Source organism: Candidatus Venteria ishoeyi, assembly GCF_030378065.1.
In the GTDB taxonomy this organism is placed as follows: Bacteria; Pseudomonadota; Gammaproteobacteria; order Beggiatoales; family Beggiatoaceae; genus Venteria; species Venteria ishoeyi.
In genome coordinates this window covers 45,868-59,410 of sequence record NZ_JAUCGJ010000010.1, presented here as the reverse complement: position 1 = coordinate 59,410, position 13,543 = coordinate 45,868, and the positions used below count along the sequence as shown (strand labels likewise).

At 48.7% G+C, this 13,543-nt stretch carries 11 protein-coding genes; all 11 read right to left on the bottom strand.

Annotated elements, in window-relative coordinates:
- Positions 1 to 247 precede the first annotated feature (247 nt).
- Positions 248 to 994 (bottom strand): hypothetical protein, encoded by a 747-nt coding sequence (locus QUF61_RS04820; RefSeq protein WP_289680762.1) that lies wholly within the window; start codon positions 992 to 994, stop codon positions 248 to 250.
- A gap of 14 nt (positions 995 to 1,008) precedes the next feature.
- The gene (locus QUF61_RS04815) at positions 1,009 to 2,796 is read right to left on the bottom strand and encodes a cellulase family glycosylhydrolase (protein WP_177428194.1); all 1,788 of its coding nucleotides are present in this window, start codon (positions 2,794 to 2,796) and stop codon (positions 1,009 to 1,011) included.
- A 41-nt stretch (positions 2,797 to 2,837) separates the two neighbouring features.
- Positions 2,838 to 4,520, bottom strand: coding sequence for a PAS domain S-box protein (locus QUF61_RS04810; RefSeq protein WP_103918875.1), 1,683 nt, complete (start codon positions 4,518 to 4,520; stop codon positions 2,838 to 2,840).
- Positions 4,513 to 7,833: a response regulator gene (locus tag QUF61_RS04805; RefSeq protein WP_289680761.1), complete on the bottom strand. Its 3,321-nt coding sequence runs from the start codon at positions 7,831 to 7,833 to the stop codon at positions 4,513 to 4,515. Before QUF61_RS04805 ends, QUF61_RS04810 begins: the two co-directional genes overlap by 8 nt.
- Positions 7,833 to 8,255 carry a GNAT family N-acetyltransferase gene (locus tag QUF61_RS04800; RefSeq protein ID WP_289680759.1) on the bottom strand — a complete coding sequence of 141 codons (423 nt, stop codon included), beginning with the start codon at positions 8,253 to 8,255 and terminating at the stop codon, positions 7,833 to 7,835. The genes QUF61_RS04805 and QUF61_RS04800 overlap by 1 nt, the downstream gene beginning before the upstream one ends.
- Positions 8,252 to 9,760: a YifB family Mg chelatase-like AAA ATPase gene (locus tag QUF61_RS04795; protein WP_103918872.1), complete on the bottom strand. Its 1,509-nt coding sequence runs from the start codon at positions 9,758 to 9,760 to the stop codon at positions 8,252 to 8,254. The genes QUF61_RS04800 and QUF61_RS04795 overlap by 4 nt, the downstream gene beginning before the upstream one ends.
- Positions 9,760 to 10,047 (bottom strand): accessory factor UbiK family protein, encoded by a 288-nt coding sequence (locus QUF61_RS04790; RefSeq protein ID WP_103918871.1) that lies wholly within the window; start codon positions 10,045 to 10,047, stop codon positions 9,760 to 9,762. Before QUF61_RS04790 ends, QUF61_RS04795 begins: the two co-directional genes overlap by 1 nt.
- Positions 10,048 to 10,500, bottom strand: coding sequence for a type II secretion system protein (locus QUF61_RS04785; RefSeq protein ID WP_289680756.1), 453 nt, complete (start codon positions 10,498 to 10,500; stop codon positions 10,048 to 10,050).
- Position 10,501: 1 nt separating this feature from the next.
- The gene (locus tag QUF61_RS04780) at positions 10,502 to 10,918 is read right to left on the bottom strand and encodes a prepilin-type N-terminal cleavage/methylation domain-containing protein (RefSeq protein ID WP_103918869.1); all 417 of its coding nucleotides are present in this window, start codon (positions 10,916 to 10,918) and stop codon (positions 10,502 to 10,504) included.
- Positions 10,915 to 11,361 (bottom strand): type II secretion system major pseudopilin GspG, encoded by a 447-nt coding sequence (gene gspG, locus QUF61_RS04775; RefSeq protein ID WP_286019018.1) that lies wholly within the window; start codon positions 11,359 to 11,361, stop codon positions 10,915 to 10,917. Before gspG ends, QUF61_RS04780 begins: the two co-directional genes overlap by 4 nt.
- A 130-nt stretch (positions 11,362 to 11,491) precedes the next feature.
- Positions 11,492 to 13,531: a DNA phosphorothioation-associated putative methyltransferase gene (locus QUF61_RS04770; RefSeq protein WP_289680755.1), complete on the bottom strand. Its 2,040-nt coding sequence runs from the start codon at positions 13,529 to 13,531 to the stop codon at positions 11,492 to 11,494.
- Between the last annotated feature and the right edge of the window lie 12 nt (positions 13,532 to 13,543).

Genomic DNA, 13,543 nt, shown 5'->3' with positions numbered 1-13,543 from the left:
ATTAACTTAAGAAAATATTCAGCCAGCCCCAAAGGGGTATAACATACCAGCCCAGGGCAACGCCCTGGGTGTGTAATGTGATGATACCAGAGCCCTTTCAGGGCTCTAATTCAACAAAACAACCTACCTGGGGCGCTGCCCCAGGCTATATTAAAATACCCCTTTGGGGTGTTAGCGCTAAAACCCATATTTTAAGTTTTACCGTTAAACATTAGAAATAAATCTGTTCGCCTGAAAGGCGAAGGTTTTAACCTTTCTTAATATTTTCCACAGAAACTTCCCGCATTGCGCGTTTGAAAAAACCACGCAAGTGTTTTTTCAAATAGGGTGTTACCTGCCGTGGCGGGATTTCTTTTAATACACAAAAAATTGCCAGCGCATAGGTGGCTTCAAACTCCGATAGATATGCGGCACGACCTACGGTTTGACAACTGCCACAGCCACCGCGAAAGGTAAAGGCGCTGTTGGCGAACATCAGGCCAAAACCCATAAAAATAGCCAGCACTTCAGTGGCATGAGGGTGGTGTTCGGGGTCACCGGGCGGGGGCTGAGTGGCGGTGCCGCTGAGATAATAAGCCAGGGCGTGAGCATAGGTGGCGATCATCGCTTCCGGGTTGTTGATTTGCCGGGGATCGTATTGCACGGGAAGGCGGGGCAAATCTGCCGCCGCTGGTGGCAGGTCTGTGCCACGCAAAGGGTCTTCAATCTGTATCTGAAGCGGTGCATCCAGAGCGCACTGCCCTGGCTCCAGCAGTTCAAAAGGCCAGTGCGCCATGCCCGCATAGGTTTTAACCCGCTCAAAAATCAATTCTGCCATACCGTGAACACTATCGGCACGTCCAGGGAAAAACTGATTACTGGGAATCACCAAGGGGGTTTGCTGGTAAAAAAAATCTGCATCGAAGTGATCTCTGCACCAGGAAAAACTTTGTAATAACCACTGTGTAGAAGCTTCTTCCAACAGTGGCGCTTTGTCAAACCAATTAAATAGCATCGTATAGACTCTTATTACTCAACGGGTAATATGGCACGTAGTTCAAACAGGCCATTGTGTTGCTGCATATGCACTTCCCAACCCTGCTCGGCATGACCCGTCAGTTGCACCTGTGGCAAATATAAGGCTCCGCTGTCCGGGTGATAACGTGCGCTATCGTCCTGGCACTGGCTCAAACCACAGGCCGCAGGATTTTGCTGGCAGTAAGCGATACCGTCTGCATGTCCCTGGGTATAACGGCTATCGGTTAGCGGGGGTATTTCAGGCGTGCTTTGCTGTTGTCCACAGCTTAAGTCGGGTTGCAGAAATAAGTGGGTGGGTGCCTGCGCAAAACCCAGTTGCAAACCAAATTCAATTTTGCCACCAGCAGGAATCATGTTATTCCAGGCCAGGGGGATGGCACTCAGGCTGTTTTGGTTTTGCAAGGCGATATTCCAGTAATTGTCGATACGCAGGTCTGCGGGGAACTGCCAGTTCAACTGCCAGGGGCTGAGCGCCTGCGTGCCAGTATTATAAATTTCAACCTGCACTACCATGCCCTGCTGCCATTGGCTGCGAATCTGGTAACGGGCTGCACAGGTTCCGTTTTGTATCAGGCTGTCAAAATCAGGCGTGGTAACGGGCGGTGTCTGGGGATCGGTTTCCGGTGCGGGATCGGTGACGGGTTCAGTAACAGGCTCGCTTGTATTGCTATTATCTGTTGTCATTAAACGCCGTAGCAGGGTCAGTTTGTCTTCCCGCAGCGTCTGCCAATCATCATTGAGAATGCCGCCGGTATCGCCGCTGTTAGGATTCCATGACCAGTAAAAAAAGCTGCGCATGTTCTTGTTGAGCAAATAGCTGACAAAGGCATCCTGCCATTGTTGATCGGCACTGCCAGGGGCGTAGTGACCACCAAATTCACCCGGAACCACTGCTTGCCCTTGCGCTGCCAGATAACCAAAATGGGCATCCCAAATTGCGGGTAAATTTTCGGGAAAATCAGCGGCCTGGAAATAATCCTGCGCATACACGTCCGGCCCGTAAACATGAGGCGAAAACACCAGCTTATCGGCAGGAATTGCCAGCGGGTGGCAGGCTTGTGGCTCCAGGTTGCCGCCCCACCAGTGGTTGATCGCGCCGCTGCACTGTGGGTTGTTTTCCACACCTTCAACAAATATCAATAAATGGGGATTAACGGCTAAAACAGCGGCAGCCGCTTTTTCTGCGGCAGTGTTCCAATCCGTAGCCACATTGCCAGTACCCCAGGTGGCTTCACCATGTGGCTCATTTTTTAAGTCAATGCCGATAACATGGGAAATACCCGCATAACGCTGTGCCACAAAAGACAAGTCTTCAAGCCACTGGGCTTCGCTGTAGCTGTCGGTGTACCATAAGTTGGAAATTGCCTTGCAGTCCGGGCGATGGTGATCCAGTAAAATATACAGCCCTTGCTTATCTAATTCTGCAATGACCTTATCGAGTAGTTGCAGTGAATCCAGGCCTTGTAAATCCGGGTTTTGCTGCGCATCAATCGCACCGGGGGTAACACCTTGCAGGGTGCCAGGGCAGAATGGCAGACGCACGGCGTTAAATCCTGCGGTTTTGATTTGCCCTATCATGTCCTGCCAGTTACGCGCCCACAGCCCATGCACCACATGATCCTGGGTTTCAAAACCAAACCAGTTTACGCCTTGTAATACGATAGGCTGGTTTTGAGCATTATAAAGCTGTCCCTTATCTACGCTGAATGCGTTGACTGTTGTGTTATAAAACACCAGTACAAGGCTAAAAATGAGACTATAACTTATTTTACATAACATTGTGGGCATCCTTCCATGGAATATCATAAGTTGTATTTGTTTTAGAACTCAATTTCGGAAAAAATCTGATAGGTATTTTTGCCCGACTGGCGAGATAAATGCATTGCCAGATCAGCGTGTTGTTGCAGTGCTTCCATACACTCGCTGGTTTTCTCCTTGAGGCCGCCGGGGTGAAAACCAATACCGATATTACAGTCGATCTGAATGTCGTGAATCCCGATTTGCATGACGGGAATCAGGTTGGCAATAATTCTTTCCGCCATCAGGTTAATATCATAACGCTGTTCCAGCGGGTATAACAGCAGGGCAAAACTGTCTTCTTCCAGGCGCGCCAGCATGTGTTCATCAGGCGCGCACAGGCGCAGGCGTTTAGCGAGTTCTTGCAGGCATTGATCGCCCATTTCATAACCAAAATTTTTATTAATGGCGCGAAAGTTGTCAAAGTCGATAATAAACAGGGCCAGACTACTGCCATTGCGACAGGCGCGGGTGAGTTGTCCCTGAAAACGCTGACGTCCTGGCAAACCGGTGAGCATATCCAGGCTGTGATCCGTTTTCGGGGTTTCAGCGCGTGGACTGGCCTGGGTTTCTGCTCGACAGTCAGAATAAAACGCAACATACGCGCTGATTTCATTTTGTTCATCACGCACGCCGCTGATACTCAGCATTTGCTGGTAAATACCACCATCTTTATAGCGATTGCTGATTTGCCCTTGCCAGCCGCCGGTATCTCTCAGCGTATTCCACATCTGGCTGAAAAACATCTCATCCTGGCGACCAGAGTCAAACAGGGTGGGATGTTGATCCAGCAGTTCTTCGTAATGATAACCGGTTAACTGGGTAAACGCTTGATTGACATCCATAATCACGCCATTGGCATCAGTGATCATAACCGGTTCTGTGGTAGTTTCAAAAACTTTGGCAGCAATACGCTGGCGGGTGCGGTTCTGAGTCTGCCGGGTAATATCTTCAATTAAATAAATACTGGAAACCGGATCTCCCTCATCATCAAATACCAGAGAAGTCGTCAGCCGCGCCCAGCCGCGCTGCCCGTCTTTGCGGAAAAAATACTTGTCCATCTGGTAATCATTGCGCTCGCCATTATAAAGTTGTTTTTGAAATTCTGCCTCAATCGGGCTGTCGGCAGGTAAAAACAATTCGTTAATAAAACGCTCGCATAGTTGCTCATCATCTTGATCCAGCAGATTTTGCAATGTGGGATTGGCATCCTGAATTTGTCCCTGGGTGCTGGTGATGGCAATGCCAATGGTGGCTTGTTCATAGAGGCAGCGAAACCGCGCTTCGCTATTACTAAGTGCACTCAGCGCACGTTTTGTATTAATCAGTAATGAGATACGGTTACGCAGCACCGCCCAGTTGATTGGTTTGGTAATGTATTCGACGGCACCGCTGTCAAAGGCTTTATCCACTGATTCTTCATCATTTAGTGAGGTCAGCATTATGACGGGAATTTCTGCGCTTTCCGGGTGTTCGCGCAGGAACTGGCAAGCCTGAAACCCATCCATAACCGGCATGGCGGCATCCATTAAGACTAGGTCAGGCAGATGTTTGGCGACTTCCAAGACGGCCTGTTCACCATTTTCCGCCGTCACCACCTGATAATTCTGTTCTTCCAGTAAACGTTGCAACATGCTGCGTACAACCAGGTCATCATCAACAACCAAGAGTTTTTGGACATCATCTTGTGAACACAAATTAAGCATATTTCAACGACTCCAACGCAGTTTTGATACGCGCAGCAGCAGGTTTAAGGGCCTTGATATAGTCTTGCGCCGCATCCAATTCCATTTTCCTGGCAGCCTGTTCCAGTTGCAGGCAGATGCCGCAGAGTTCCTGCCCGCCAAAACTGCTGGTACTGCCTTTGCATTTGTGTGCCGACAGATAAAGTGCGTCAGCATCCTGTAGGTTCAGTGCCTGCTCAATTTCCTGTAAATAATGTGGTAGTTCTTGCAAGTATAAATCAATCAGCCAGTTAATGTTGCCGTCTTTTTGTTCCTTGCGCAGACGTTGAATCATGGTTTGACTAATCACCAGTAATTTTGTAGTGGCCTTTGTTGTATCCCTTGTTGCCTTACTGTCATCTGGTTTATGACTTGCCGGGGTTTTTGGCGTGGTTTCTGTTACTGCTTCTAACCAACGTCTGAGCATTTGATAGAGATCATGACTGCTGACAGGCTTACTGAGATAATCACTCATGCCTGCCTGCAAGCAACGATCTCTATCACCTGGCATGGCATTAGCAGTCAAGGCAATAATGGGCATTGCTTGTTGTTCACTAAGCTTATCTTCCTGCTCACGGATCACGGCGGTGGTTTCAAAACCATCCATACCCGGCATATGGCAATCCATAAAAATTAAAGCATAATGATGTTTTTTCAGCATTTCCAATGCGTGTTTACCATTATTCGCCACGTCCACAGTGCAGCTCAGGTTATTCAGCATTTTTAAGATAACTTGCTGATTAATTAAATTGTCTTCCACCAACAAGAGGCGGTATGGGCATTGCCAATGGGGATCGATATGCTCGGTTCGTAAATGATTATGCTGGTTGAGTTCTTCATTGTCCGCAGATTCTATCGATTCATACCCCAGTGCCTGTAAAACACCCTGCTGTAATGTAATGCTATTGACCGGTTTATGAATAAAAGGCAGTAGTTGATAATCAATCTCAATACGTTCCAGATGATGTATGGGCATCAGAAATAATAAAGGCAGACTTTTTAAGGAGGCTTGCTGACGAATACGGGTGGCCAGCATGATGCCATTCATATCCGGCATGTCCTGATCAATAATAATTAAATCCAATGGCACGACACCATCAATGGTACGCAGTTCATTCATGAGGGATAAGGCTTCCTCACCATAACCAGCCACTTGTGTCAACATTCCCCAATGTTGTAACTGTCTGCTCAGCAGATTCTGACTATCGGGATGATCATCCACAATAAGCACGCGCAGCCCCGACAGTTCCGGGCGTTTTTCAGCAACGCGCATATTAGACAGCGTAGTGCCCAGTTGCAGCGGCACTTTAAACCAGAAGGTTGAACCCTGCTGTGGTTGGCTGTGTACGCCAATTTCACCCGCCATTAATGCCACCAGTTTACGTGCAATCACCAAACCCAGCCCGGTACCGCCATAATACCGGGTGGTAGAGCTGTCTGCCTGAGTGAATGGCGTAAATAAACGTATCTGATCTTCGGCTTTAATGCCGATGCCAGTGTCACTGACCTTAAATTCCAGTAAAGCCTGCGTGGATGCATGGCTACACTCCACTTGCAGAAATACCGCACCATGATGGGTAAATTTAATTGCATTGCCCAGCAAATTCACCAGAATCTGGCGCAGGCGTCCGGGATCACCGTTAAAGGTTTGCGTGGGCAGGCTTAATGGGAGTTGATAAAGCAGTTCCAGACCTTTTTGCTGAGCCTGGCTGGCAAACATCATAACAATATCTTCAATTAAAGCAGGCAACTCATAATCAATATGATCAAGCTCCAGTTTGCCCGCTTCTATTTTAGAGAAATCAAGAATGTCGTTAATGACGGAAAGCAAGCCTTTACCGGAACTGCGCAGGGTATCAATATATTGGCGTTGCAATGGCGTGAGGGAAGTCTGTAATAATAACTCCGTCATGCCAATCACCCCATTCATGGGGGTGCGAATTTCATGGCTCATGGTTGCCAGAAACTCACTTTTAACCCGGTTAGCCGATTCCGCACTTTCTTTGGCATGCAGTAAGGCTTGTTCCGCTTGTTTACGGGTGGTAATCTCATGCAAAGACGCAATAAAGACATCTTGATCTTCCCAGCGGCTACGGGCAATCTGGCGTTCGATAATATGAATATTACCCGCTTGATCAGAAATTTCCATTTCCTGGCTGCCTTCCTGCAATGGCATATCCAGGGCAAACGGCTGCCCTGTCAATTGCTCACTGGAACGCTGAAACAAGGTTTCAGCAGCAGGATTGGCAAACAAAATACAGCCTTGCTGATCCACAATTAAAATCGCATCACGGCTGTTTTCAATAATACTGCGAAATTTAATTTCACTTTCCCGCAAAGCATATTCTGATTGCTGGCGGGCAATGGTGGCGCGAATACTGTCCCCGGCCACCTGCAACATGGTCATTTCATGCGGCGACCAATCGCGCTGCTGGCGACAGTCATCAAATGCGATGCAGCCCCAGAAACTGCCTTGAAAATGAATCGGCATCACCAGAATGGAAGCAATGCCCAGCGGCGTTAAAACGGCTTGTTCAGTTGTTGACAGGTTTTTAATACTGGCGGCAATCGCCTGCCCCGTTTCCAATTGCTGATACCAGCTTGGTAACTGCCGATCATAAGAGAATTTCTGTCCATTTTGGCGCTGTAATGGCGTGGGGGGGATCTTCGGACTTAACCAGTGGTATTGTTGCCACATTTCCTGCTCGCCCTGGAGATTGACACGATTTTCCAGCACATAAACCCGATCAACGCTGGCAGCTTCCCCCAGCTTTTTTAGCGCCTGATAAATGGCGGCTTCGTAATCCGGCGTGGTGAGTAATTGCTGCGTGGCGCGAGACAAACCCTGTAACAAGTGATCACGTTGTTGTAAATCCAGGCCAATCTGTTTACGCATGGAAATATCGGTATCCGTACCAATCAGACGTAATAAACGCCCTTGCTCATCCCGTAATACCCGACCCCTGGCAATAAACCAACAAATTGAATGATCTTTGCGCAACATGCGCCGATCAATTTCAAAATTTTGTAAGCCGCCTTGCAGGCATTGCTCAAATACCTGTTTCAAGCGTGTCTGATCATCCTGGTGGGTTAAGGCATACCAGCTTTCCAGGGTATTTTCCACCTCATCATCCTGATAACCCAGCAGTGCTTTTAAGGTGGGATCAATATAAAACTCACCAGTTTCCAGGCTCCAGTCCAGTATGCCTGTTTTGCCAGCACTCATCGCCAGGGCATAACGTTCTGACAGCCAATAAGGATTGGACGAATTGGCATGGGAGGCTGTTGCAGACACTATGCTGATGACTCCATATAGATATGGGGAATATCGGCTTCATAAAAGACCGAACCCCGCGCATTAAAGCCAAAAGCCAAATAAAAATCAATGGCATCTGTCTGTGCGTGTAAAAATAGCTTAACCCCATTTTGGGCTGTGCTGGCGCTTAAAATTGCAGTCAACAAGGCGCGTCCCACACCCTGACCACGCCAGGGTTTTAATACTGCCATGCGCCCGATTTGCCCGGTACTGAGCAAACGCGCACAGCCTATGGGCTGATGTTTTTTATCCACTGCCAGCCAATGCCGGGCAGCTTCATCCAGGCCGTCCCATTCCAATGCCAGCGGCACGGCTTGTTCTGCAATAAAGACCTGCTCACGAATGAACTTTAATGCACCTTGCTGGGACAACCAATCCGTGGTGATAATAGAAAAGCTCATATTCGCTTTCGATCCAGTTGCCGATAACTCAAGGCTTCACTGAGGTGCTGGCTTTGAATTTTGGGCGCAGCATCCAAATCAGCAATGGTGCGCGCCACTTTTAAAACCCGATGCCAGGCGCGCGCAGAAAGCCCCAGTTTATCAATCGCGCTGTCCAGTAATTGCTCATCTGCCGGGGATAAGGCGCAATCATATTCGATTTCCGTATTATTCAGCGCATGATTGGGTTTATTGCGCCGTAATAACTGCCGCTCGCGGGCGGCGCTGACCCGCGCCTGCACACTGCGACTGTCCTCGCGTTGGGTATGACTTTCCCGGCGTTGCGCGCGGGGGATGTTTAACACCGTGACATGTAAATCAATGCGATCCAGCAACGGCCCGGAAATCCGGCTTTGATAACGCTGCACCTGCTCTGCTGTGCAATGACAACGCCCACCGGCATCACCCAAATAACCGCAAGGGCAGGGATTCATCGCCGCGATCAATTGAAACTCTGCCGGAAAGTTGGCTTGCTGTGCAGCGCGGGAAATAGTGATATGCCCCGATTCCAGAGGCTCGCGCAATACTTCCAGCACCTGACGACTGAATTCCGGCAATTCATCCAAAAACAAGACCCCGTGATGCGCCATAGAAATTTCGCCAGGACGCGGCTGATTGCCGCCACCCACCAAAGCCACCCCGGAAGCAGTATGATGTGGTGCGCGAAATGGGCGCTCACCCCAATGCTCAGGATTAAAACCGGAAGTGGTAATGGATTGCACGGCGGCGCAGGCAATGCTTTCCGCTTCAGTCATCATGGGCAGAATGCCGGGCAGACGGCTGGCTAACATGGTTTTGCCAGTACCCGGTGGGCCGACAAATAATAAATGATGACCACCGGCAGCGGCGATTTCTAACGCACGTTTGGCCTGGTGCTGCCCATAAACCTCTTTAAGATCGGCATAATACGGGGCTTGACTGGCCCATTCACTGCGCGCCTGTTGGGATAAACTGTTTTGCTGCCCCAGATGATTGCAGACATCCAATAAATGCCGCGCCGGAAACACTTCCGCACCTTCCACCATTGCCGCTTCTTCGGCATTGGCTAAGGGCACGATCAACTTGCGTCCGGCATCCCGCGCCGCCAGCGCCACCGGCAAAACACCCCGCACCGGGCGCAACTCGCCACTGAGCGCCAGCTCTCCCACACATTCATATTGACCAAGCAAGTCCCCGGAAATCTGCCCGGAAGCCGCCAATATACCCAGCGCAATCGGCAAGTCAAAACGTCCGCCTTCCTTGGGTAGATCGGCGGGTGCCAGGTTGATGGTGAAACGTTTATTGGGGAACTCAAACAAGGCATTGAGCAAGGCGCTACGCACGCGATCCTTGCTTTCTTTAACCGCAGTTTCCGGCAAACCAACAATGGAGAGAAAAGTGCTGCCGTTGGTCAGATGGACTTCAATAGTGACAGACAGCGCATCAATGCCTTGTTGCGCCCGACTGTGAACGACGGCGAGAGACATCAGCCGAATGCACTGCGCCTGCGTTGTTCTTCCTCATCCTGTGCCTGTAGCCTGACTTCCAGCGCCGTGACCTTGGCTTCCAGGGCTTCAAGTTTTTCACGGGTGCGTAATAAAACAGCAGCCTGCACATCAAATTCTTCACGGCTGACCAGATTCATTTTATTAAATGCGGTTTGCATGGCAGCGCGCAGATTTTTTTCAAAATCAGCTTTCAACCCTAGCGGGTCGCGTGGTAAGACATCATTAAACTGTTTAAAAAAACTTTCAAATTCGGGGGATTTCATCATTTACCTCCTAAAAAAAAACGGACTATCGGGTTCCTCTGGAAAACGCACTTGTTTATAACCGGCCTGACGCACTTGATAAGTGATAATTTCCTGCTCATTTTGCGCCACTTGCACATCCATTTCAAATAAACCCACCTGGAAATAACTCAAAGTACCCGCTGGAGACTTGCCATCTTTGGCTGGTTCTAGCAGTGTACTTTGCCAGGAAATCTGATACATACCCAGGTTTGCCTTTCCTGTGGGTTGTTGCAATGGATTTAGTGTCTGAATAAAATCCAGGGTATTTTGAATCGCCACATCAGCGCGTTGCTTATCCTGTATCCGTTGCAGGGTAATCAACTGACTGTTAATCCAGGCCAGCAAAGTCATGCCCACGGTGGCAATCAGCACCAGCGCAACAATGGCTTCCAGTAAGGTGAAACCTTTTTGCCGGTTAGATATTAGCTGGTGCATGCTAATCCGCCTGAAGGTGACAAAATGGCGGACTTAAATCCGCAACCCAGTTTTGTTCCTGCTCGGTGTGTTGTTGGTATTGCAAATAAATTCTACCACCACTGCAAGCCCCGTTGGCAAGATAATAAATCGGCGTTTCCGTTTGCAGCGTCCAGTCAGCGGGTAATTCTAACGGTAGCGTAGAAGAAACCATAGGCAGACTTTCCAGCACAAAGCCCTGTTTTTGCTGAAAAGCCAGATAACCCAAAGCATTAATCTGGGAAAAAACTTCATCACGCTGCATAGCCGCTTGAATGCTGTCATAAATACCGGACAAGCGCGGCATCACCAGCGCACTCAGCAGGCCGATAAGCAACAATACAATCAGGATTTCCAACAAAGTATAACCCTGATTGACTGATACTAAACGCTGTTTCAGGGTAAATACCCCAAATCCGCATCATAAGCCTCGCCACCACGCTTAGCATCTGCGCCCATGGAATACAGCGCAAACGGGCGACCATTCCCCCCCGGCACTGCATATTGATAAGGTACATTCCAGGGATCATTAGGCACTGTCTCATCCATATACGGGCCTTTCCACATGGCCTTAATCCGCTCTTCTGCCGGTGGCGCGCTCAACAACCCCAAGCCTTCTTCCGCAGTGGGAAAGCGCCCAATATCCAGGCGCATGGTTTCCAGCGCGCCTTTGAGCATTTTAATCTGGGTTCTGGTGGTTTTGACTTTCGCCTCATCCACCTGACCAAATAACTGCGGCCCCACCAATCCTGCCAACAGACCGATAATAACCAACACCACTAACATTTCCAGCAGCGTAAAACCAGCCTGTTTTTTCATGCGGGAAATTCTGAATTTTTTCATGATTGTTCTCTTAAAAATAGTCAATGTACTTAAATCTATATATTTTATAACGCTTAATGCTTGAAAAAGCGAATAATATGGCATAAGTTTAATACAAGTCGTAGAGACTTCTCTACGTTTCTACATCATGTTATTTTCGCCGTTTCACCAATTGAAAACCCCGTACCTGATATTTATTTAGCGCCAGCGCCGCATAAAACGCATCACGTCTCGGCCCATAAGCCGATAAATCAAACAAGCCGGTTTTTAGCAGTTTTTCATCAAACTTATGTTGTTTCTCATAATTAGGAAAATCCGGCGGAATATACAAAGACTTAAGATATAAAGGCTGCGGCTGATACTCCCCCACATAATCAAAAAAATCTATCGCCTGCTCACGCAGTTTGATTTTGATACGTTCCTGTAATTCCGGCAGGGGTTTATTGGCAAAATCATCATACACCATCAAACTGACCTTGCCGGAATAGATATGAATTTTGATTAAATCCGCGCTGTCCACATCCCCGTATAACTGCGTGGCACAGCCGATATACACCCGCAATATCGCCGGTAATTGACCGACTTGCGAACGGTGCAGGGTCAGTGCCTTATGCGCCTGTAAATAGCCTAACTCCTGCGCCTGCTCACACGCGGCTTGAATCTGTTCTACATTGCCCACCGCAAACAAAAGCTGGGTTGCCTTGGCCTGGGCATTTTTATAATCACCAAACCAGGCTTTAACATCACGCTTAAGGCTTTCCGGTAAATGCGTATAAGGCTTGCGCCCACTGAATTTCTCCAGCGCCAGATACACCCGCAAATCCTCCGCTCGCGCCTGCTGCGCCTGCTCAAATACATCCACCCCGTAAAAGTTGACCACGCGGTCAAATGCCTTGCGCAAGGAACCAAATGCCTGGCGTATCAGCTCCGTCTGCTCCAGCTCACTGCTGACCGGGCAACGCCCCAAATCCAGCGCAACCTCCCACAGATATTCATATAACTGCCGATGCTTATCAAACAGGTTTTGTTGCTGCTTAAGCTGGATTGGTTTTGTCGGTTGCGTCAACTGCCGCCATTCCCGCCGCACCTGAAAACGCTTATTTAAAAATACCTGCTCATCCAGAGCATCACGAAACACATAAAAAATACCGGGCGCTACCGCAATGGCATTAAGCCCTAAGCTGCTTTCGATATAAGCTTTTAACTCACCCTGACTGTAATATTTCTGAAACGTATTACGCTGCGTCAACACGCCATCGCCAAAACGCTGAAACTTCGCCAGCAGCTTTGCATTGCCCAGCATCACCGACACCACCAGCACCCGCTGCGCCAGCTTAAATGCCTCACGCAAACAAGCAAGGCGCTCCTGTGGGTCTTCGATAACATTAAGCACAAAACCCAGATTAACAATATCTGCTGCTTGTTTGGATATATCCGGCTGATGCACCGGGTCAAAACCGGATACCTGCAAGTCATGCGCCGCCAGCTCGCGTATATCATCACCCTGCCCACAGCCATAATCAAACAGGCTGTAATGACCATTCAAATAATCATGCTGCATCAGTGTTTGCATGGGTTTGGACAAGGCATAACGGCGAATTGCCGTCTTGTGGCGGTGAATTGCCGTATCTTGCGCTATCGGTTCCGCCGCTTCAACAAGCTGCGCCAGTTGTTGCAACTGCCCATCAACTAACTGATAACCCTTACGCCGAATCAAACGCAACCAGTTCTGCTTAAAACCGATGCTGCGCGGGTTCTCAAATAAACCCGCCTGTTCACAAGCCTGGGTTAAAGCCTGAAAACGTGGAATATCGGGATGTTCCGCTAACAGCATGGTTTCCTTGCGGTGCAGAATCGGCGGATTTTTGGATTCCAGATAAGAAGTCAGGCGATAGCGGCCTTTCATTAAATCAATGGTGCAACTGCTGTGCAGCACCGGAAAGGCTTCCGTGAAAAAATCTGGGTAGGCCAGCAGGGAAAGCTTGAAATCGCGTTTGGAGAATTTAACCAACTGATATTCAAAAGACTGTAAAGCTAAATTTTGGATGGTATCACTTAACAAACTTTGCAGTTCAACAGGCAAAGCCGTGAGCGCAGAACTATGCACATAAACTGCATCAGGCAAATGTTTACCCGGATATTTTGCAGAAGTCACTTGCTGGATGAGTTTTTTATAAATGGTATAGTTCATATTTTTGTTGAT